The sequence below is a fragment of the Cryobacterium levicorallinum genome (assembly GCF_004402405.1).
GTDB classification, from domain to species: Bacteria; Actinomycetota; Actinomycetes; order Actinomycetales; family Microbacteriaceae; genus Cryobacterium; species Cryobacterium levicorallinum.
The window spans coordinates 1-21,769 of sequence record NZ_SOFE01000001.1 but is presented as its reverse complement, the minus strand read 5'-3'; the positions used below and the strand labels follow the sequence as shown (position 1 = coordinate 21,769).

Sequence of the window (21,769 nt, the reverse complement as noted above, 5' to 3'; positions counted from 1 at the left end):
ATGACAGTATTCATTCTGCTCGCGCTCGTTTCGGCGATCGTCACCTTCGGGCTGTCGATCGTCGTCTACAAGCTCAGCCACAAGTACCGTCTCTACCCGAAGATTCGGGAACGTGACGTACACACCCGCCCGACGCCGCGCCTCGGCGGAATCGCCATGTTCCTCGGCATCCTGGTCGCATTCGGTATCGCCTACCTCACGGCCGGGGCATTCGCACCGCTGCGCCTGGTCTTTGCCGACCCGCAGCAGATCCTCGCGATCCTCGGCGCAGCGCTGCTGATCGTGCTGGTCGGGGTGGCCGACGACATCTGGGACCTCGACTGGATGACGAAACTCGCCGGCCAATTCATCGCCGCCGGGCTCGTGGCCTGGCAGGGCGTGCAGATCTACTCCCTGCCGATCGGCGGACTGACGGTCTGGAGCGGCTGGACGTCGATCGTCGTCACGGTCGTCGCCATCGTCGTCGTCATGAACATGATCAACTTCATCGATGGCCTCGACGGTCTCGTCACCGGCGTCGCCCTCATCGCCAACGGCGTTTTCTTTCTGTACAGCTACCTGCTCGTGCGTGACACCTCGCCGACCAACTACTTCAACCTCGCCTCGCTGATTGCTGCCATCCTGGTCGGCGCCTGTGTGGGGTTCCTGCCGTTGAACTGGCATCCAGCGAAGATGTTCATGGGTGACGCCGGTGCGCTCCTGGTAGGCCTGCTCATGGCCACGAGCGCGATAGCCATCACCGGGCAGATCGACCTGACCTCCCTCAACCGTTCGCAGCTGTTCCCGGCCTTCATTCCCCTCCTGCTGCCCCTGGCGATCATGATCATCCCGCTGCTGGACTTCGGGCTCGCCGTCCTCCGCCGGGTACACGCGGGCAAGTCACCCTTCAGTGCCGACCGAAAACACTTGCACCACCGCTTGCTCGATATGGGACATTCCCACCTGCATGCCGTGCTGATCTTCTATGGGTGGACAGCCGCAGCATCCATCGGATGCCTGCTCTACTACATCCTGCCGGTTTACCTCGGTCTTCCCACCGGCTACGCGACCATCTTCCTGGTGACCTCGCTCCTGATCTGCACCATCGTCACCCTCGCCCCGCTCGGTCGCCGCAAGACCGGCGAGTGGGCCAGCCAGTCGGCGCCGCTGCCGGTGGTCGTTCTGAATCAACTCGACCCGCTCGACGTCGCGGCCCAGCACACCACAGACACACCCGTACTATCAGACCCCGCAACGACACGAGCGACCGCCCCCGCGGCGACGCCTGCCGAGGAGAACGCATGACCAGCACCAACACGCCCGCCCCCACCCAGCCCACCTCGATCCCCGTGCTGCGTCGCATCCTGATCTACGGCGTCTACGTCGCCGTGGCCATCGCGGTGGTCGGATCCATTGTGGGCTTTGTCGTCGACGGCGGTACCGGGGTACTCAGCGCTCTGATCGGAACGGCCATGTCGGTCGCCTTCATGGGAATCACTGCCGGCAGTATTCTCCTGGCCAACCGCGTGGCCGGAAACGAGTCCGCCATCGGTGGATTCTTTGGCATCATCATGGGCGGCTGGCTGCTCAAGTTCGTCGTCTTCCTGGTGCTTTTGGTGCTGCTGCAGGACCGCGCCTGGATTCAGCCAATGGTGCTGTTCTTCTGCATCATTGCCGGAGTGATCGGCTCCCTCGTGGTCGATGCGGTCGTGGTGATGAAGAGTCGAATGCCCTATACGAGTGACGTCACGTTGCCCCCTGCACCCATCGACGACTGACCTTGGCACCCAAGCCTCGACCCATCCCGCTCTCGATTCGGCGCAGCGCCTGATCTTTGCTAGAGTAAACACCGATCCAACCCCGGTTTGCACATGCTTTACAGCGTAGTGAACCTGCCCATATTCGTCGATGCGCGAGCAGAGCTCACCGCCCCGAAACAGGAGAAAGCGCTGCTAAAAATCGCCGTAAACCTGATGGTCCCGTCTGCCACCGACGACGGTGAATTCCACGGTCCCTCCATCAATGAGTTCTTCCCCGATGTAATCTTCTTCGCCGATACTCCGTTCGAGATTAACCGCATCATCCTGATTCGCTTCCTCGCGGTTGCGGTCCTGATGCTGGTGTTCTGGCTTGGTACGCGTCGCATGAAGATCATTCCGACCCGCGGCCAGAGCCTGGCCGAAATGGGACTCGACTTCGTTCGCGTCAATATCGCCGAAGACCTGCTCGGTAAGAAAGACGGCAAGCGTTTTCTGCCGCTTCTGACGACCATCTTCTTCATGGTGTTGTTCATGAACATCACGGGCATCATCCCGTTCCTCAATATCGCCGGTACGTCGGTGATCGGGATTCCGCTGCTGCTAGGCGTCATTTCCTACGGAACCTTCATCTACGCCGGCATCAAGAAGAGCCCGGGCAAGTTCTTTCGTAACTCGCTCTTCCCGCCCGGAGTTCCGCCAGCCCTGTACATCATCGTGACGCCGATTGAATTTATCTCGACGTTCCTGGTGCGGCCGGTCACCTTGACTCTCCGACTGATGATGAACATGATCGTCGGACACCTTCTGCTCGTGCTGTTCTTCAGCGCCACGCATTTTTTCTTCTTCACTGCCGATGGTGGTTTCAAGCTCTTCGGTGCTGGCACCCTCGTCTTCGGCTTCGCCTTCACGCTGTTCGAAGTGCTGATCGCCGTCCTCCAGGCTTACATTTTTGCCCTACTCACCGCCGTCTACATCCAGCTCGCGCTGGCTGAGGAACACTAGACACTTTACGAATCCGGCGATCGCCGCATTCACCACTATGGAAGGAAACACACGTGGACGCAACAACCGTTCTCGCGGAAATCAGCGGAAACATCGCGACCGTCGGTTATGGCCTCGCAGCCATCGGCCCGGCAATCGGTGTAGGTATCGTCGTTGGCAAGACCATTGAGGGTGTCGCACGTCAGCCTGAACTGGCTGGCCGCCTGCAGGTGCTGATGTACATCGGTATCGCCTTCACCGAGGCGCTCGCCTTCATCGGCATCGCGACCTACTTCATCTTCACGAACTAGTCCTCTTCACTACTTAGTTAGGAGGCATGATGCTTCACGCAGTAATTGCAGCCGCGACGGAAGAAGCGGCGCCAAACCCGCTCATCCCGGAGCCGTACGACATTATTTGGTCGGCGGTCTGCTTTGTCGTGATTTTGTTCTTCTTCTGGAAGCTTGTGCTCCCCAAGATGCAGAAGCTTCTTGACGATCGTGCAGAAGCCATTGAAGGCAACATCGCCAAAGCCGACGACGCCCAGCGCAAGGCCGAAGCTGCACTCGTGCAGTACACGGCTCAGCTCGCTGAAGCTCGCGCCGAAGCCGGTCAGATTCGTGACCAGGCCCGCACCGATGGCCAGCGCATTGTCGCTGAGCACAAGGAAGCGGCCACGGCCGAGGCCGGCCGCATCGCGGCCAGTGCCAAGACGCAGATCGAAGCCGAACGCCAGGCCGCCGTTGTCTCCCTGCGCAGTGAGGTCGGCACTCTCGCCATTGACCTCGCCTCGGGTGTCATTGGGGAAAGCCTGTCCGACGACGCCAAGGCCAGCGCCATTGTCGATCGTTTCCTGGCCGAACTTGAAGCCAGCGAAGCGCCAGTAGCAGGAAAGATCTAACCAATGGGAAGCGCCACCAGAGAAGCACTCGCCACATCGAGGGCGGCACTGTCCGTCCCCGGCAGCACGACTGATCTGGCGACGGGCGAAAGCCTCTTCGGCGCCGGTCGAGTGATCGGGTCGTCGTCGCAACTCCTGTCGGCGCTTGGCGATGCATCAGCGGATGCTGCGGCCAAGGTCACCCTCGTTCGTGCCGTCTTTGGTGCGAGCGTGACGCCTCGGGCGCTGGATCTGCTCGCCGCAGCCGTTGCCGAACGCTGGTCCAGCCACGACGACCTGCTCGCTGGGATCGAAGAACTGGGCCTTCGGGCATCCGCCCTGTCTGTTTCGACCGAAACGTCGATCGAGGGCGAACTGTTCTCCTTCGGCAAGACCGTCTCCTCTGACGCCGAGCTCGAACTGGCCCTGGCCAGCAAGCTTGGCAAAATCGACGCCAAAGCCGCCCTCGTTGAAAAGCTCCTGGCCGGCAAGGTGTCCGGTCAGACGCTCGCAATCGTTCGCCACCTGGTGCAGCAGCCTCGCGGCCGTCGCATCGGCGAATTGCTGCGGCAGGCGGCATCCGTTGTCGCCGACCAAGCCGGAACGTCGATTGCCACCATCACTTCGGCGAGCGTTTTGACGCACGCCCAGCTCGACCGTCTGCGCAAGAGTCTCCAGGAACGTCATGGGCGTGCACTCACCATCAACCAGGTCGTTGACCCGGCTCTGGTCGGGGGAGTACGCGTACAGATCGGCGATCTGGTTATCGACGGCAGCATTGCAACCCGCCTGGCCGATTTGAGACTCCAGCTCGCCAGCTGATTTTTGCGCAGTTCGGCAAAACCAGCAGCACCGTAAACCACGCAGTACCAGATTCAGGGCGGCAGCGTCTTGAACAGACAGAACCTGTACAGCCGTACAGAAAAGGGAAGATGATGGCAGAACTAACGATCAGCCCCGATGAGATCCGTGGCGCTCTCCAGGACTTCGTGAAGTCCTATGAGCCGAACAAGACATCGACGACCGAGGTCGGCTACGTCACCACGGCCGGTGACGGTATCGCCCACGTTGAGGGCTTGCCCGGCGTGATGGCCAACGAGCTCATCAAATTCGCCGACGGCACCCTGGGCCTGGCCCAGAACCTCGATGAAGATGAGATCGGCGTCGTCGTCCTCGGCGAGTTCGCCAGCGTTGTTGAGGGCATGGAGGTGCACCGCACCGGCGAGGTTCTGTCCGTTCCCGTCGGTGACGCCTTCCTCGGTCGCGTCGTCGACCCGCTCGGCGCGCCGATCGATGGTCTCGGCGAGATTGTCAGCGAGGCCCGTCGTGCCCTCGAGCTGCAGGCCCCCGGTGTCATGCACCGTAAGAGCGTGCACGAGCCGATGCAGACCGGTATCAAGGCCATCGACGCCATGATCCCGATCGGCCGCGGCCAGCGTCAGCTCATTATCGGTGACCGCCAGACCGGCAAGACCGCGATCGCGATCGACACCATCATCAACCAGAAGGCCAACTGGGAGTCCGGTGACACGAACAAGCAGGTTCGTTGCATCTACGTCGCCATCGGACAGAAGGGCTCCACCATCGCTTCGGTGAAGGGTGCGCTCGAGGATGCCGGAGCGATGGAGTACACCACCATCGTCGCCGCCCCCGCTTCCGACCCGGCTGGCTTCAAGTACCTCGCCCCGTACACCGGTTCGGCCATCGGCCAGCACTGGATGTACGCCGGCAAGCACGTTCTCATCGTATTCGACGACCTGTCCAAGCAGGCCGAGGCTTACCGTGCCGTTTCGCTGCTGCTGCGTCGCCCGCCGGGACGCGAAGCGTACCCCGGGGACGTGTTCTACCTGCACTCCCGTCTGCTCGAGCGTTGTGCCAAGCTGTCCGACGCCCTCGGCGCCGGTTCGATGACCGGTCTTCCGATCATCGAGACCAAGGCCAACGACGTTGCCGCCTACATTCCGACCAACGTGATCTCGATCACTGACGGCCAGATCTTTCTGCAGTCCGACCTGTTCAACGCCAACCAGCGTCCCGCTGTTGACGTGGGTATCTCGGTCTCCCGCGTCGGTGGCGACGCGCAGGTCAAGTCGATCAAGAAGGTGTCTGGAACGCTCAAGCTTGAGCTCGCTCAGTATCGCTCGCTCGAAGCCTTCGCGATGTTCGCCTCCGACCTCGACGCGGCCAGCCGCCGTCAGCTCGCTCGCGGCGCTCGTCTAACCGAACTTCTGCGTCAGCCGCAGTACTCGCCGTACCCCGTTGAGGACCAGGTTGTCTCGATCTGGGCCGGCATCAACGGCAAGCTCGACGAAGTTCCGGTTCCCGACGTGCTGCGTTTCGAGCGCGAGCTGCTCGACTTCCTCGGTCGCAATACCGAGATCCTGAAGAACCTGCGCGAGACCAACGTTCTCTCCGACGAGACCGTTGCCGCTCTGACCGCGGGTGTCGACAAGTTCAAGCTCGAGTTCCAGACCGGCGAGGGCAAGCCGCTCGCCTCGGTTGGCAAAGAGAAGTTTGAGGCCATCGCCGCCGAAGACGTCAACCAGGAAAAGATCGTCAAGCACCGCCGCTAGTCGCTTTTCGACTTGCGGTGCCACTGATCTCATCAAACTGAAAGACAAGGAAGCAGACACATGGGAGCGCAACTTCGCGTCTACCGGCAGAAGATCAAGTCTGCCCAGACGACCAAGAAGATCACTCGGGCCATGGAGCTAATCTCCGCCTCGCGCATCCAGAAAGCGCAGGCGCGGGTCGCTGCGTCAACCCCGTACTCGCGTGCAGTGACTCGTGCCGTTTCGGCCGTGGCCACGTACTCGAACGTCGAGCACGTGCTCACAACGGAGCCGGAGAAGATCGAGCGTGCAGCGGTCGTTATCTTCGCCTCCGACCGTGGCCTGGCCGGTGCGTTCAGCTCGCAGGTTCTGCGTGAAGCGGAGTCGCTCAGTGAGCTGCTGCGCGGCCAGGGCAAAGACATCGTCTACTTCTTGGTGGGCCGTAAGGCCATCGCCTACTTCACGTTTCGGGGCCGCGCGTCTGAGCGAGTCTGGACCGGCGGCACCGATCAGCCGCAGTTCGAAACGGCCAAGGAAATCGGCGAGGCCCTGCTCGAGTCGTTCCTCACGGACTACTCCGATGGCGGCGTCGATGAGATTCACATCGTCTACAACCGCTTCGTGAGCATGGTTACCCAGGTTCCCGAAGTCGTTCGACTGCTTCCGCTCGAGGTCGTCGAGGGTGTGGAAGAACCGGGCAACAACACGGTTCTTCCGCTCTACGAGTTCGAACCCGACGTGGAAACGGTTCTGGACAGCCTCCTCCCGGTCTACATCGAGAGTCGTCTGTTCAACGCCATGTTGCAGTCGGCGGCGTCCGAGCACGCGAGCCGTCAGAAGGCGATGAAGTCGGCCAGCGACAACGCCGACAAGCTGATCACGGACTACACGCGGTTGTCGAACAACGCGCGGCAGTCCGAGATCACCCAGCAGATTTCCGAGATCGTGGGTGGAGCCGATGCGCTCTCATCCGCCAAGAAGTAACCAGAGAAGAGAGAGCAATGACTGACACCGCAACCGCGCCAGTCCGCGCGGAGGATACGGCCGGCTCTGTTGGCCGCATCGCCCGTGTCACGGGCCCTGTTGTCGACATCGAGTTTCCGCATGACTCGATCCCCGGCATCTACAACGCCCTGAAGACCACGATCACCATCGGCGACGAGTCGAACGAGATCACCCTCGAGGTTGCCCTGCACCTCGGCGACGACCTGGTTCGTGCCATCGCACTCAACCCGACCGACGGACTTGTCCGCGGCCAGGAAGTGCGCGACACCGGCAGCCCCATCACGGTTCCGGTCGGAAACGTCACCAAGGGCAAGGTCTTCAACGTCATCGGCGATGTGCTGAACGCCAAGCCGGGCGAGAAGATCGAGATCACGGAGCGCTGGCCCATCCACCGCAAGCCGCCGCCCTTCGACCAGCTCGAGTCGAAGACTCAGCTGTTCGAGACCGGTATCAAGGTCATCGACCTTCTGACGCCGTATGTTCTCGGTGGAAAGATCGGCCTGTTCGGTGGTGCCGGTGTCGGCAAGACCGTTCTGATCCAGGAAATGATCCAGCGCGTTGCGCAGGACCACGGTGGAGTTTCGGTATTCGCCGGAGTCGGTGAGCGTACCCGTGAGGGCAACGACCTCATCGCCGAGATGGAAGAAGCCGGCGTCTTCGACAAGACCGCACTGGTCTTCGGCCAGATGGACGAGCCGCCGGGAACGCGTCTGCGCGTCGCGCTCTCTGCCCTCACCATGGCGGAGTATTTCCGCGATGTCGAGAAGCAGGACGTGTTGCTCTTCATCGACAACATCTTCCGCTTCACGCAGGCCGGTTCAGAGGTCTCCACACTGCTCGGCCGTATGCCGTCCGCCGTGGGTTACCAGCCGAACCTCGCCGACGAAATGGGCATCCTGCAGGAGCGCATCACGTCCACGCGTGGCCACTCGATCACCTCCCTTCAGGCGATCTACGTTCCTGCCGACGACTACACCGACCCGGCTCCGGCGACCACGTTCGCCCACCTCGACGCCACGACCGAGCTGTCGCGTGAAATCGCGTCGAAGGGCCTCTACCCGGCCGTCGACCCGCTCACCTCTACCAGCCGTATCCTCGACCCCCGCTACCTGGGTGCCGATCACTACAACACGGCCGTTCGCGTGAAGGCCATTCTGCAGAAGAACAAGGAACTCCAGGAGATCATCGCGATCCTCGGTGTTGACGAGCTGTCTGAAGAAGACAAGGTCACGGTTTCCCGTGCCCGTCGTATTCAGCAGTTCCTTTCCCAGAACACCTACATGGCGAAGAAGTTCACCGGTGTTGAGGGCTCCACGGTTCCACTGAAGGACACCATCGAGTCGTTCACGGCGATCGCCAACGGTGACTTCGACCACGTCGCCGAGCAGGCATTCTTCAACGTCGGTGGCATCAACGACGTCGAAGAGAAGTGGGCTCAGATTCAGAAAGAGAACGACTAAGCATGGCAAAGTCGCTGTCCGTCAGCGTTGTGTCGGCCGACCAGCAGGTCTGGACCGGCGAAGCGACGATGGTCGTCGCCAAGACCGTCGAGGGCGAGATCGGTATTCTTGCCGGTCACGAACCGATGTTGGCGATTCTGGCCATAGGCGATGTTCGCCTCACCCTGGCCGATGGTTCCAAGGTCGTCGCGAAGGCTGAAGATGGCTTTCTGTCCGTCGACAACGACATTGTGACCGTCGTGGCTCGCAAGGCTGAACTCGTCTAACAACGGAACACCTTTGCTGATACTGCTACCGCCGTCGGAGACGAAACGCTCCGGCGGCGAAGCTGTACCCCTGGACTGGTCGCTCCTGGCCTACCCGGCCCTCAGCGTCAAGCGCCGATCCCTGGCCCGGGCGCTGGTGAGCCTGTCGCGGCACCCGGAAGCGGCGATGGCCGCCCTGAAACTCGGTCGCACCCAGCTGTTCGAACTGGACCGCAACCGTGAGCTTCTGCGGTCGCCGACCATGCCAGTCATTGACCGTTATACCGGGGTGCTCTTCGATGGGTTGGATGCTGCCACCCTGACGGTCCCGCAGCGCGAGTTCGCGCAGGCCCACCTGGTCGTGCATTCCGCGCTGCTCGGGCCGCTCGCTGCCCTGGACCCGATTCCGGCCTACCGGCTGTCGCATGACTCCCGGGTGCCGGATCTGACCTTGAACAAGCATTCGCTCAAACAACATTGGGCCGCCGACGTGCAGAAGCTCCTCGGCCGAACCGAGGGCCTGTTGCTTGATTTGCGCTCGGAGGCCTATGTCGCCCTGGGTGCCCGTCCGGTGCGCCCGAACTCGATCTACCTGCGGGTCGTCGCCGACAGCGGCGACAGCCAGAGGCGCGCTCTCAATCACTTCAACAAGAAGTCCAAGGGGGAATTCGCGCGGGCATTGATCGACAGCGGGCAGGAATTCGGGGCCGTTGCCGACCTGATCGACTGGGCCCGGTCGGTCGGTATCAGCCTGGCACCCGGTGCGCCCGGTGAACTTCAGCTTCTCGTCGAGCAGCACTTGGCGAGCAAGGGCCAGCCGGCGAAGTCGACGATCTTCACGGCGCAGTAGCACGCAGACGTGTCTTCGGGAGCAAGCTAGTGGTGCATGATGCCCTCGTGGTCGAGCAGCCAGGCCTTGGTGGGGATGCCCTGACCGGCACTGTAACCGGTGATTCGCCCCGTGGTCGCGAGCACGCGGTGGCAGCCGATTATGATCGGCACCGGGTTGGCGCCGACAGCTCCACCGATGGCGCGGCCCGATCCGGCGCGCCCGATGTCAGTGCCGAGCGCACCGTACGAGATGACCTCGCCGAAGCCCAGAGTTGAGAGGCGAGCCCACACGCTGCGTTGAAATTCGGTGCCGCGGGTCAAGTGCACCGGAAGGTCGAACGAGTGTCGGGTGCCCGCAAAGTACTCGTCCAGCTGCTCGGCCGCCTGTCGCAGCACGGGGGAGGGGTTCTCGGCGTATTCTGCGAGCGGAAGGTGACCGTCCGTTTCGATCGAGAGGGAGAGGATGCCGTCATCATCGGCGGTGAGCTCAAGCCGCCCGAGGGGGCTCGGCAAGCGAAGGAGCGCGGGAGGCGTGGTGGTCATATTTCGACTGTAGCCGCACCCAAATGAGCGCGCTCGCGGATTTCGGACATCGGTGCCGAACGCGCGCAACGGTGCGCTGTGCAGGAGACGGTCGGTTTGCCCCGAGCAGGCCGAACGGTCATAGTCTAAAGGAATGGCTCAGATTGAATATCGCAGACTTGGCTCCTCCGGACTGACCGTTTCAACGATCGGACTGGGTTGCAACAACTTCGGCCGCAGCGGCACGGCGTCGGAGGGACAGGACGGCACGACCGCCGTCATTGATGCGGCATTCGAGGCCGGGGTGACGCTCTTCGACACGGCAGACATCTATGGTGCCGAGCGAGGGCTGAGCGAGACCCTGATGGGCCACTCGCTGCGCGGCAAACGCGACCAGATTGTGCTCGCGTCCAAGTTCGGCATGGACATGGGCGGGTTGAACGGTCCGGACTGGGGCGCGCGCGGCTCGCGCCGATACATCCGTTTGGCCGTTGAGGCATCGCTGCGACGTCTGCAAACCGACTGGATCGACCTGTATCAGCTGCACGTCGCCGATCCATTGACACCGATCGAGGAAACGCTGTCCACGCTCGATGACCTCATCACCGAGGGCAAGATTCGCTACATCGGCCACTCCAATCTGGCCGGCTGGCAGATCGCGGAGGCGGAGTTCACAGCGCAAATGAACGGGCATCCCAAATTCATCTCAAGCCAGAACGAGTACAGCCTGCTGGTGCGCGATGTCGAAGAGGAGGTCCTTCCGGCCGTGAACGCTTACGGCTTGGGCTTTCTCCCGTTCTTCCCCCTCTATAACGGACTGTTCACGGGCAAGTTCTCCCGTGCGGGTGGGCCAGCTGACAGCCGCATCATGATGATCCGGCGCCACCTCGCTGACGATGCTCCCTGGGACGTGATCGAGCAGTACCAGGAGTGGTGCGACGCGCGTGGCGTTAGCATGTTGGCGGCGACGTTCGCCTGGCTGCTCGCCCAGCCCGGGCTGACGAGTGTGATTGCCGGCGCGACCAAGCCCGAACAGATTCGTCAAAATGCCAGCGCGGCGACCGCGTGGCAGCCGAGCGTCGACGAGGTGGCTTACATTTCGGACCTCTTTGCCTGAACGTCTGATGTGAAGTTGTGCCGAAGTCGGCGTTTTTTGCGCAGCGCGCAATATTTCGGTCGACGACGTGTCGGAAAGAGTGCACTATGGCATCAGAGGTAGCTGCGTCGACCCCTCGGTCTGGGCGGTGCCTATTCACGCATCTAGACCGTTCAGTAGGAGAGTTTCGTGCTTTGGTCCTTGCTCGTGAGTTTTCTGCGGCCTTACTGGCAACTGCTTACCGGGGTGATCGTCTTTCAACTGGCCCAGTCGATTGCTTCCCTTTTTCTGCCCACTCTCAACGCCGACATCATCGACGAGGGCGTCGCTACCGGCGACACCGGCTACATTCTGCGTGTGGGCGGGCTGATGTTGCTCATCACGCTCGCGCAGATCGGGTGCGCGATCGTCGCCGTGTACTTCGGTGCCAAGGTAGCGATGAAGGTCGGTCGTGACCTGCGCGGGGCGGTCTTTAGCCGGGTGGGGGAGTTCTCCGAGCAGGAGGTCACCCGGTTCGGCGCTCCGTCGCTGATCACCCGCTCCACCAATGACGTGCAGCAGGTGCAGATGCTCGTGCTCACCACCTGCACACTGCTCGTCTCCGCGCCCATCCTCAGCATTGGCGGCGTGATCATGGCGATCCGCCAGGATGTGCAGCTGTCCTGGCTGATCGCGGTGAGCGTGCCGATACTGCTCATCGCGGTTGGTCTCATCGTCGTACGAATGGTTCCCCTGTTTCGCAAGATGCAGACTCGCATCGACACCGTCAACCGGGTGCTGCGGGAACAACTCACCGGCATCCGTGTCGTTCGGGCGTTTGTTCGTGAGAAGCAAGAGATTGCCCGGTTCGCCAAGGCCAACCAGGACGTCACCGACGTGGCCCTGGGCTCGGGTCGGCTGATGGCGCTCATGTTCCCCATCGTTATGCTCGTGCTCAACGTGTCGAGCGTCGCCGTGATCTGGTTCGGCGCATTCCGCATCGAAGACGGTTCGATGCAGGTCGGCACCCTGATCGCCTTCCTCAGCTACCTTATGCAGATTCTGATGGCGGTCATGATGGCCACGTTCATGGCCGTGATGATTCCGCGGGCCGCCGTCTCGGCCGACCGCATCGGCGAAGTGCTGGCCACCGCGTCGAGTGTCGTGCCGCCGGCAAACCCGGTGAACGTGACCGTCGGCCACGGCGAGCTCGAACTGCTCGACGTGGGCTTCGCCTATCCCGGCGCCGAACAACCGGTGCTGCGCAACGTGAGCTTCATCGCTCGCCACGGCGATCATCGGCAGTACGGGGAGTGGCAAAACCACCCTAGTGAACCTGTTGCCGCGACTGTTCGACGCCACAAGCGGCTCCGTTCTGGTGGATGGCGTGAATGTGCGCGAGTTGAACCCCGACCTGCTCTGGGGCAATATCGGTCTCGTACCGCAAAAGCCCTACCTGTTCTCCGGCACTGTGCGCAGCAACTTGCTCTACGGCAAACCGGATGCGACGGAAGAGGAACTCTGGCAGGCGCTTACCATCGCCCAGGCCCGGGATTTCGTCACCGAAATGGAGGGCGGGCTTGATACGAAGATTACCCAGGGCGGCACCAATGTGTCGGGTGGGCAGCGCCAGCGCCTCGCGATCGCCCGCGCCCTGGTGAAACAGCCGGAGCTGTACATTTTCGACGACTCGTTCTCGGCCCTCGACCTCGCGACGGATGCCCGGCTGCGGCTCGCGCTCAAACAGAGCGCCAATGGAGCCACCATGCTCATCGTCGCCCAGCGGGTGTCGAGCATCATCGACGCCGACCAGATTCTGGTGCTGGAAGACGGCCGCATCGTCGGCCGAGGAACGCACGAGCAGCTGCTCGAGTCCAACACGACCTACCAGGAAATTGTGTCATCCCAGCTCACCGCGGAGGAAGCAGCATGAGCGAGACACACGCTGACGACAAGCCGGCTCCGCGCCCGCAGCGCGGTGGTGGGCCGTTCGGGGGGGATGAACCTGCCCGCCGAGAAATCCCTGAATTTCACGGCCTCGGGCAAACGACTGCTCGGCAAGCTACGGCCGGAACGCCTGTGGCTCGCGCTCGTGTTCGCCCTCGCGGTGATCAGCGTGACGTTCTCGGTGCTTGGGCCGCGCCTGCTCGGCGAGGGCACCAACCTGATCTTCTCCGGCGTGGTGTCGAAATCGCTGCCGAGCGGCAGCAGTCAGGCCGACGTGATCGCGGGGCTGCGGGCATCCGGTGACAGCACGCAGGCCGACATGCTCAGCGGCATGACGCTCACGCCGGGGCTCGGAATCGACTTCGCTATGCTTTCTACCGTGCTGTTCTGGGCGCTCGCGCTCTACGTACTCTCGAGCGTGTTCAGCTGGATGCAGGCCTACGTACTCAACGGAGTCGTGCAGCGTACCGTCTACCGGCTGCGCGAAGAGATCGCGGCGAAAATCAATCGCCTGCCGCTGAGCTACTTCGATAAGAAGCCGCGCGGTGAACTGCTCAGCCGGGTCACCAACGACGTCGACAATATCTCGCAGAGCCTGCAGCAGTCGCTCAGCCAGGTAGTCACGAGCCTGCTCACCGTGATCGGCGTCATCGTGATGATGCTCATCCTGTCGCCACTGCTCGCCCTGATCGCGCTCGTCACCGTGCCGCTGACCCTCGTGATCACCGCCTTCATCGCCAAGCGTTCGCAGAAGCTGTTCGTGGCCCAGTGGGCGAACACCGGGGAGCTCAACGGTCAGATTGAGGAGACCTTCACCGGCCATGCCCTGGTCAAGGTGTTCGGCCGGTAGAAGGAAATCGACGCCCGGTTCAAGGCCAAGAACGACGAACTCTATGAGGCCAGCTTCGGCGCGCAGTTCATCAGCGGCCTGATTACGCCGGCGATGACCTTCATCGGCAACCTCGTCTATGTCGCCATCGCGGTCGTCGGCGGCCTGCAGGTCGCCTCCGGCGCCATGCAGCTCGGTGACGTGCAGGCGTTCATTCAATACTCCCGCCAGTTCACCCAGCCGCTCGCGCAGCTCGGGTCGATGGCCAACCTGCTGCAGTCGGGCGTCGCATCCGCTGAACGGGTCTTCGACCTGCTCGATGCCGAGGAGCAGAGCGAAGACCCGGACTTGGCGGAGACGCCGACTGAAGCGCACGGCCGGTTGGTCTTCGAGAACGTGTCGTTCCGTTACAGCGCCGAGAAGCCGCTGATCGAAGAGCTCAGCCTCGTCGCTGAACCCGAGCAGACCATCGCGATCGTCGGCCCGACCGGGGCCGGCAAGACCACCCTCGTGAACCTCATGATGCGGTTCTACGAGATTGATTCCGGGCGCATCCTGCTCGACGGCGTTGACGTGGCGACCATGACCCGGCACGACCTGCGCAGCCGTATGGGAATGGTGCTGCAGGACACCTGGTTGTTCGGTGGCACCATCCGCGACAATATCGCCTACGGCCGACCGGATGCGACGGAGCAAGACATTCTCGCTGCCGCCACAGCCACGTACGTGGACCGGTTCGTGCACTCGATTCCGGACGGATATGACACCGTGCTCGACGACGAGGGAGGCAACGTGAGCGCGGGGGAGATGCAGCTGCTCACCATTGCCCGGGCATTCCTGGCCAAGCCGAGCGTTCTTATCCTCGACGAGGCGACGAGCTCGGTCGACACCCGCACCGAGGTGCTCGTGCAGAAGGCGATGAGCGCGTTGCGGGCCGAACGCACCAGCTTTGTCATCGCGCACAGGCTGTCGACCATTCGCGACGCCGACCTGATTCTCGTGATGGAGTCTGGCCGCATCGTGGAGCAGGGCAACCATGTGCAGTTGCTCGCCGCGAACGGTGCCTACCAGGCGCTGTATGCGGCGCAGTTCGCGGCCCCGGTCGGCGACGAGGTTTAGAGCGTCTCCTCCACAGGGGGCCTGTCGCCGAGATGATCCCCAGATACGCGGTCGGTAGCGGCGGGTTTACGCGCGACCGGGCACAGTGGCGGCATGCAACCAACCCGTGTTAAAGCCCAGAAGGCCCAGGACTTTCTGGCACTCGTTCCCCAGCTGCTCGGGTTTTTGCCCGAGACCAGCGCGGTTCTCGTCGCGTTTCGCGGCAATCGCACCTGCGGCGCCTTGCGCTTCAACCTGCCCGAGGATGGCGCACCGCAGAAGGTGTATCAACGCATCGCCACGACACTGGCCGGGATGCTCTGCAAGATTCCCGGCGTCGACGCTGTCGTTCCCGTCATCTACACGGACGACTCCTTCGTCGAAGCCCGCGGAATCCCACGGGAGGGTTTTGCGGAGATACTGAACCGGCGGCTCGAACTCAGCGGTTTTCTGTTGCGTGATTCGCTCTGCGTGTCAGTGGATGCCTGGGGCAGTTATCTCGACCCGCAGTGCCCGGCGGGCGGGCATCCGCTCAGTGACATTGCCGAGTCCCCACTGAACGACAAGGCGACCGATCCGGCCGCGCGACCGCTCGGCACTCTGCAGAATGGCGCGGAACCGGTCGGCGTCAATCTGGCCACCAAGGAACGCCTCGCCCGGGTCTACCGGCGCTACCGCCACCTGATCGCGCGGGCCGAAAATGCCCCGGAGTTGTTTCCTACCCTCGGCGCGCTTCTCGACCCGGTCGCGATCGCGGAGGAAGCGCTGACCTGGAGCAATCCGCCCACCGAGGATGACGCGGCAGCGCTGCTCGTGCTCGTGCAGTCACCGCCCAATCGCGACCAGATCATGGTGCAGTTCGCCTTCGGCCGAGAGGAAGGCGTTCGCGCCCACAAGGTCAACCTGCACTACGTCCTGCTCCAGCACGAGACCGGGCGTAGCCTCGACGATCTTGTGGCCGAGGAGATGGACTCCGGTGACTCGAGCGCCCAACATACCGGGGACATCATGCTCGGGCTGCGGCAGGAACGACCGGATGTCGACCGGATCCGGATGGCCATCACCCTGTTGCGCACCGTGGTTGCGCTGGCGCCGCGTTCCGCCAGACCGGCGCCGCTCTGCATGCTCGCCTGGCTGTCCTGGGCCCTCGGCAGTGGCTCCGTTGCCGGATTCTTCGTGGATCAAGCGCTCGCCATCGACCCGCGGTACAGCATGGCGAACCTGCTGGAAGTGCTGCTCGGGTCGGGACACCTGCCGGAGTGGGCGTTCGCGGTTCCGCGCCGGGACGACGCGGAGAGCGACGATTTCGGCTACGAAAATGACGAAGACTTTGGCGAAGATGCCGCGCTCAGCGACGACGCTCTGTGGTCCTTCGAGGGCGAGAACAACGAAGACGACGACGAGGCGAGGGCCGCCGGCGGTTGAGGCAGGTGCTGCCCGACGGCGACCCGGTCGCGCATTCGTTTGAAGGCGAGACCGAGTCCCGGCGAACGAACTACAGGTGCTTCGGTGCCTCCGAGAGCACGCCGTGCAGAATCTCGCTGATCTCGGCGAATTCCTTCGGGCCAATGGTCAGCGGGGGAGCGAGCTGAATCACCGGGTCGCCGCGGTCATCGGCGCGGCAGTACAGGCCCGCCTCATACAGCGCCTTGGACAGGTAGCCGCGCAGCAGACGCTCGGACTCGTCGTCGTTGAACGTTTCCTTGGTGCCCTTGTCCTTGACCAGCTCGATGCCGAAGAAGTAGCCGGCACCGCGCACGTCGCCGACGATCGGTAGGTCGAGCAGCGTCTCCAGCTCCTTGCGGAACAACGGCGAGTTCTCGCGCACGTTCTCGTTGAGCTTCTCCTCCTCGAATATGTCGAGGTTGGCCAGGGCGACGGCCGAGGAGACCGGGTGGCCGCCGAAGGTGTAGCCGTGGTAAAACGTCGTATCGCCGTGCTTGAACGGCTCGTAGATGCGGTCGCTGATGATGGTCGCACCGATCGGCGAGTATCCGCTCGTCATGCCCTTGGCACAGGTGATCATGTCGGGCTGAATGTCATAGGTCGTCGATGCGAACATATTGCCGATGCGACCGAAAGCCGTGATGACCTCATCGGCGACCAGAAGCACGTCGTACTTGTCGCAGATCTCCCGCACGCGCTTGAAATAGCCTGGAGGTGGCGGGAAGCAGCCACCGGAGTTCTGCACCGGCTCGAGGAACACGGCGGCCACGGTCTCCGGCCCTTCGAACTCGATCATCTCTTCGATGCGGTTGGCGGCCCACTGGCCGAACATCTCAAGGTTGTCGCCGAGGCCAAGGCCCGGGCTCATTTCGTCGGCGCGGTAGAAGTTGGTGTTGGGAACACGGAAGCCGCCGGGGGTGACCGGTTCGAACATTTCCTTCATTGCCGGAATGCCGGTGATGGCCAGCGCACCCTGCGGGGTGCCGTGGTAGGCGACGTTGCGGGAGATGACCTTGTGCTTGGTCGGGCGTCCCATCAGTTTCCAGTAGTACTTGGCGAGCTTGAATGCGGTTTCAACGGCTTCGCCGCCACCGGTCGAATAGAACACGCGGTTGAGGTCGCCGGGCGCATAGGAGGCGAGGCGGTCAGCGAGCTCGATCGCGTTCGGGTGGGCATACGACCAGATCGGGAAGAATGCGAGTTCTTCGGCCTGCTTGGCGGCGACCTGGGCCAGGCGCTTACGTCCGTGTCCGGCGTTGACGGTGAACAATCCGCTCAAGCCGTCGATGTACTGCTTGCCCCGGGAATCCCAGATGTGGTGGCCCTTGCCCTTGACGATGATGGGCACTCCGGCGCCGGATTCCATCACCGACTGACGGGAGAAGTGCATCCAGAGATGATCCTTGGCCTTTTGCTGCAACTCGGCGTTGTGCGCGTCGCTGAAGGCAACCGGTGAATCGATGGGTGTGGTGAGCGTCATATTCTTTACCGTGTTCCCCAGTTATAAAACTGTTTGTGGAGTTTGAGATAAACGAAAGTCTCGGTGGAGAGAACCCCATCGAGGTTGCGGATCTTGGAGTTGAGCAGTTCAAGTAATTCGTCGTCGTCTTCGCAGACGACCTCGGCGAGAATGTCAAAGGTGCCGGCCGTGAGTACGACATAGTCGACGGCATCAATCGCAGCGAGTTGCTCGGCGAGAATGCGGGTGTCGGCCGAGGCTCGAATGCCGATCATCGCCTGGCGAAAGAAGCCCAGCTGCATCGGGTCGGTTACGGCGACAACCTGCATGACGCCGGAATCGGTGAGCTTTTGCACCCGCTGCCGCACGGCCGCCTCGCTGAGGCCGACAGCTTTGCCGATCTCCGCGTACGACCGGCGTCCGTCGACCTGCAGTTGTTCGATGATCTTCTTCGACACATCGTCGAGCTGGGCCGGCTTGGGCGGGTGACCACGCCTTTGTCCATTCATGCATCGATTGTGTCAGTCGAAATGCACTTCAGCAAGCGAATCCGTAGCAGTCTTCGCAAAACACTGCGGATTTCATTTGTGAATCTGGGTGTGCTTCAAACCGAAATCGGTACACTGGGCCGCATGAGCGCCCCCGAACTACGCAACTTCATCAATGGCCAGCACTCCGAGTCGACGTCGACGGAACGGTTTGACCTGATCGATCCGGCGACCGAATCGGTCTATGCCTCGAGCCCGGTCTCGAACGCGACCGACGTCGATGCTGCCTACCGCGCCGCGGCATCCGCTTTCGAAATTTGGGGCGAAACGACCCCGGCGGTCCGGCAGCTCGCACTGTTTCGCATAGCGGATGCGATGGAGGCGCGTGCCGAGGAATTCGCCGACGCCGAGTCGCTCGACACCGGCAAGCCACGTTCGACCCTCGTCGACGACGAGATTCTGCTCTCGGTCGATCAGATTCGGTTCTTCGCCGGAGCCGCCCGCAATCTGGAGGGCCGTGCGGCCGGCGAGTATCTGACCGACCACACCTCCTTCATTCGCCGCGAACCGATCGGTGTCGTCGGTCAGGTCACGCCTTGGAACTACCCGCTGAACATGGCGGTCTGGAAATTCGCGCCCGCGCTCGCCGCCGGCAATACGACCGTGCTCAAGCCCTCCGACACGACGCCGAGCGCGACCCTGCTGCTTGCCGAGATCGCCGCGGAGTTCCTGCCGAAGGGAGTGCTCAACGTAATCACCGGTGACCGCACGACCGGTGCGGCCATGATCGACCACAAGACTCCCCAGCTGGTATCGATCACCGGATCGGTGCGGGCCGGTATGGCCGTCGCCGAAGCTGCCTCACATGATCTCAAACGGGTCCACCTTGAACTCGGTGGCAAGGCACCGGTGATCGTCTTTGACGATACCGACATCGAGCTCGCCGTGGCCGGTATCGTCGCAGCAGGCTTCTTCAACGCCGGCCAGGACTGCACCGCTGCGACCCGGCTGCTCGTGCAGGCCGGCATTCACGACGAATTCGTCGCCGCGCTCACCGCCTACGCCAGAGAGAACGCGCGCACCGGTGCTCCCAGCGCACAGGGAATCCTGTTCGGCCCGGTGAATAACGTCAACCAGCTCGCTCAGGTCTCCGGTTTCGTCGACCGGCTGCCCGACCACGCCGTGCTCGAACTCGGCGGTCATCGCGTCGGCCAGGCCGGCTATTTTCACGAAGCGACCATCGTGAGCGGACTGCTGCAGACCGACGAGGCCGTGCAGCAAGAGATTTTCGGCCCGATGATGACCGTGCAGCGATTCACTGACGAGGCCGAGGCGCTGCGCTGGGCGAACGACGTGCAGTATGGTCTTGCGTCGTCGGTGTGGACCCGGGATCACGGTCGGGCGATGCGCTTTGCCAAGCACCTTGACTTCGGTTGCGTCTGGATCAACACCCACATACCGATCGTGGCCGAGATGCCGCACGGCGGTTTCAAGCACTCCGGGTACGGCAAGGACCTCTCGATGTATGGCTTCGAGGACTACACCCGGATCAAGCACGTGATGAGCTACATCGGACATTAGGTGCGGTACGGTGCCAACGGACGGTGCCGTTATTATGGTGCAAGTCCTTCGGTGAACGTTGGAACGGCGGGGCCGGCTTCGCGCCCCACACTCGGAAGGCACTACCCGTGACCCAGATTGGTCAAGGTTCGACCGAATTTCGTGTCGAACTGCCCAGCGTTGGTACGTCGTTAACGCTGGCGTGGGCTGCCTTGACCGACGTTGGTCATCGCCGGGAGGTCAACGAAGACAGCCTGCTCGCCGCGCCACCGCTGTTCGCCGTCGCCGACGGTATGGGGGGGCATTCGGCCGGCGATGTCGCCAGTGCCGCCGTCGTCACCAGGCTGGCCGAGCTGTCCGGAACGCTCGTCGCCGAGGCCGGTTCGATTGACCGCGCCCTCGTGCTGGCCGTCGAGGATATGGCGCAGGGTGTCGGAGTCACCGACCAGGGCACCGGAACAACGGTGACCGGGATTGCACTGGCCCTGGTTTCGGATGCCGTCAGTTGGATCGTCTTCAACATCGGCGACTCCCGGGTTTATCAGTTGTCCAACGGTGTACTCGAGCAGATCACCAACGACCACTCGGTCGTGCAGGAACTCGTCGATGCGGGGCGCATTACCCGCGAAGAGGCCGACGTGCACCCGCACGGCAATATCATCACCCGGGCGGTCGGCTTTCACGAACCGCCTATTCCCGACTATCGCATTCTGCCGATCCAGGTCGGCATGCGCATCCTGGTCTGCTCAGATGGGCTCACCAAGGAACTGACCTCGTACGGTATTCGTCATTTTTTGCTCGAAAAGAAGCTGGCAGCGGATGCCGTCTCAGCGATGGTCGACGCGGCCCTCGAAAACGGTGGTCGAGACAACGTCACCGCGATCGTGGTTGACGTGCTGGCGGTCGACCCCTACGAGGCACCCACGGACTAATTGCCCCGCGTTCGGGCTTCCAAGCGATCTTTTGTGGGTGCCGGAGCGTGCCTTCCCAAACGTGGCCTGTTTGTGGAACGCGACTCTTTCCGTTGGTCGAGCTTGCCGAGACCGCCGTGGACTGGCCTGAGCCGTCTCGACAACGCGCGGTCTGCCCGAATGCATATTCGCACAGAAATCCAAACATATCTGAGAATCTCTCGACTCTGGCGCATGGTTTTGGTATCCTTCTTCTATGAGCCAGAGCGGCGATACTCCCCAGCCGGGCCGTGTCGATCCGTTCTTCGCGGCTCACGGCTCACGGCTACCCGCCGTCCACACCCGAGGAGCGTGCCGAGTTCGAGGTGTTCTGGGCGCAGTGTCAGGCTGATTGGCGGTTTGAAATTGCCGAGGGGCTCGGAGACTGCGCCCCGTACGATGACCTCGACCTGGAACCGGTGAGCCCGGCAGCAGTGAGCCCGGTGGCTGGCCGCCCGGAGCTGATTGACGGCCCGACCATTCCGGCCGACCTCGATCTGACCGAGGTGTTCGGTGCGGTGCCGCCCGAGCACCTCTTCGATGAGGACCTCCGCGAGGAGTTCCTGTATACCAACTACCTCGCGGACAACTTCCTCCCGGACGATTTCCTCGCCGACGATTCCCTCCCGGCCGAAGGCGCCGCTGGTGAGTTCTCTGCTGGCGCCGATAACTCTGGACAACCCGACCCGGAAGACGACAGCC

19 protein-coding genes and 2 pseudogenes are annotated in these 21,769 nt (G+C 62.6%); 18 read left to right on the top strand and 3 right to left on the bottom strand.

Going from position 1 to position 21,769, the window contains the following annotated elements; translation table 11 throughout:
• The 11 genes from E3O11_RS00105 to E3O11_RS00055 all read left to right on the top strand — a co-directional run bounded on the left by E3O11_RS00105 (position 1) and on the right by E3O11_RS00055 (position 9,712).
• A complete protein-coding gene (locus E3O11_RS00105; protein ID WP_092448751.1) occupies positions 1-1,284 on the top strand; it encodes an MraY family glycosyltransferase in 1,284 nt (427 codons plus the stop codon).
• A complete protein-coding gene (locus E3O11_RS00100) occupies positions 1,281-1,757 on the top strand; it encodes a Cg1360 family ATP-synthase-associated protein (RefSeq protein WP_092448750.1) in 477 nt (158 codons plus the stop codon). The genes E3O11_RS00105 and E3O11_RS00100 overlap by 4 nt, the downstream gene beginning before the upstream one ends.
• Positions 1,758-1,952: 195 nt before the next feature.
• Complete coding sequence (atpB, locus tag E3O11_RS00095) at positions 1,953-2,741, top strand: F0F1 ATP synthase subunit A (RefSeq protein ID WP_241994609.1); 789 nt, start codon at positions 1,953-1,955, stop codon at positions 2,739-2,741.
• 53 nt (positions 2,742-2,794) lie between these two features.
• Positions 2,795-3,031 carry an ATP synthase F0 subunit C gene (atpE, locus tag E3O11_RS00090; protein WP_092448748.1) on the top strand — a complete coding sequence of 79 codons (237 nt, stop codon included), beginning with the start codon at positions 2,795-2,797 and terminating at the stop codon, positions 3,029-3,031.
• A gap of 29 nt (positions 3,032-3,060) precedes the next feature.
• On the top strand, positions 3,061-3,621 hold the full coding sequence (locus tag E3O11_RS00085; protein ID WP_092448970.1) for a F0F1 ATP synthase subunit B: 561 nt from the start codon (positions 3,061-3,063) through the stop codon (positions 3,619-3,621).
• 3 nt (positions 3,622-3,624) lie between these two features.
• Positions 3,625-4,422, top strand: a complete 798-nt coding sequence (locus E3O11_RS00080) for a F0F1 ATP synthase subunit delta (RefSeq protein WP_092448747.1) — start codon at positions 3,625-3,627, stop codon at positions 4,420-4,422.
• A gap of 113 nt (positions 4,423-4,535) precedes the next feature.
• The gene (gene atpA, locus E3O11_RS00075) at positions 4,536-6,173 is read left to right on the top strand and encodes a F0F1 ATP synthase subunit alpha (protein ID WP_092448969.1); all 1,638 of its coding nucleotides are present in this window, start codon (positions 4,536-4,538) and stop codon (positions 6,171-6,173) included.
• Positions 6,174-6,233: 60 nt separating this feature from the next.
• Positions 6,234-7,136 carry a F0F1 ATP synthase subunit gamma gene (locus tag E3O11_RS00070; protein ID WP_092448746.1) on the top strand — a complete coding sequence of 301 codons (903 nt, stop codon included), beginning with the start codon at positions 6,234-6,236 and terminating at the stop codon, positions 7,134-7,136.
• A 17-nt stretch (positions 7,137-7,153) separates the two neighbouring features.
• Positions 7,154-8,617 carry a F0F1 ATP synthase subunit beta gene (gene atpD / locus E3O11_RS00065; protein WP_092448745.1) on the top strand — a complete coding sequence of 488 codons (1,464 nt, stop codon included), beginning with the start codon at positions 7,154-7,156 and terminating at the stop codon, positions 8,615-8,617.
• A 2-nt stretch (positions 8,618-8,619) separates the two neighbouring features.
• A complete protein-coding gene (locus E3O11_RS00060; protein WP_092448744.1) occupies positions 8,620-8,883 on the top strand; it encodes a F0F1 ATP synthase subunit epsilon in 264 nt (87 codons plus the stop codon).
• A gap of 13 nt (positions 8,884-8,896) precedes the next feature.
• Positions 8,897-9,712, top strand: a complete 816-nt coding sequence (locus tag E3O11_RS00055; RefSeq protein ID WP_092448743.1) for a YaaA family protein — start codon at positions 8,897-8,899, stop codon at positions 9,710-9,712.
• A 26-nt stretch (positions 9,713-9,738) separates the two neighbouring features.
• Here E3O11_RS00055 and E3O11_RS00050 read toward each other — a convergent pair whose 3' ends face one another.
• Positions 9,739-10,236 (bottom strand): methylated-DNA--[protein]-cysteine S-methyltransferase, encoded by a 498-nt coding sequence (locus tag E3O11_RS00050; protein ID WP_092448742.1) that lies wholly within the window; start codon positions 10,234-10,236, stop codon positions 9,739-9,741.
• A gap of 133 nt (positions 10,237-10,369) precedes the next feature.
• Between E3O11_RS00050 and E3O11_RS00045 the strand changes: the two genes are divergently transcribed.
• The 4 genes and pseudogenes from E3O11_RS00045 (at position 10,370) to E3O11_RS00030 (ending at position 16,589) form a co-directional block, all read left to right on the top strand.
• On the top strand, positions 10,370-11,332 hold the full coding sequence (locus E3O11_RS00045; RefSeq protein ID WP_092448741.1) for an aldo/keto reductase: 963 nt from the start codon (positions 10,370-10,372) through the stop codon (positions 11,330-11,332).
• Between the two features lie 168 nt (positions 11,333-11,500).
• Positions 11,501-13,223: pseudogene (locus tag E3O11_RS00040) on the top strand (ABC transporter ATP-binding protein).
• A pseudogene (locus E3O11_RS00035) lies at positions 13,220-15,185 on the top strand (ABC transporter ATP-binding protein). Before E3O11_RS00040 ends, E3O11_RS00035 begins: the two co-directional pseudogenes overlap by 4 nt.
• A 93-nt stretch (positions 15,186-15,278) precedes the next feature.
• On the top strand, positions 15,279-16,589 hold the full coding sequence (locus tag E3O11_RS00030; RefSeq protein ID WP_092448740.1) for a DUF4192 domain-containing protein: 1,311 nt from the start codon (positions 15,279-15,281) through the stop codon (positions 16,587-16,589).
• Between the two features lie 70 nt (positions 16,590-16,659).
• Here E3O11_RS00030 and E3O11_RS00025 read toward each other — a convergent pair whose 3' ends face one another.
• Together E3O11_RS00025 and E3O11_RS00020 are read right to left on the bottom strand one after the other, a co-directional pair.
• Complete coding sequence (locus E3O11_RS00025) at positions 16,660-18,090, bottom strand: aspartate aminotransferase family protein (protein ID WP_092448739.1); 1,431 nt, start codon at positions 18,088-18,090, stop codon at positions 16,660-16,662.
• A 5-nt stretch (positions 18,091-18,095) separates the two neighbouring features.
• Positions 18,096-18,578, bottom strand: coding sequence for an Lrp/AsnC family transcriptional regulator (locus E3O11_RS00020; protein ID WP_092448738.1), 483 nt, complete (start codon positions 18,576-18,578; stop codon positions 18,096-18,098).
• 123 nt (positions 18,579-18,701) lie between these two features.
• On the opposite strand from E3O11_RS00020, the gene E3O11_RS00015 reads away from it, so the two are divergent.
• From E3O11_RS00015 to E3O11_RS00005, 3 genes are all read left to right on the top strand, one after another.
• Positions 18,702-20,138 (top strand): gamma-aminobutyraldehyde dehydrogenase, encoded by a 1,437-nt coding sequence (locus E3O11_RS00015; protein ID WP_092448968.1) that lies wholly within the window; start codon positions 18,702-18,704, stop codon positions 20,136-20,138.
• 107 nt (positions 20,139-20,245) lie between these two features.
• Entirely contained in the window at positions 20,246-21,049 is an 804-nt protein-coding gene (locus tag E3O11_RS00010; RefSeq protein ID WP_092448737.1) for a PP2C family protein-serine/threonine phosphatase, read from the top strand.
• Positions 21,050-21,318: 269 nt separating this feature from the next.
• The coding region (locus tag E3O11_RS00005; protein ID WP_134495334.1) for a hypothetical protein at positions 21,319-21,769 on the top strand (451 nt) is incomplete at its 3' end.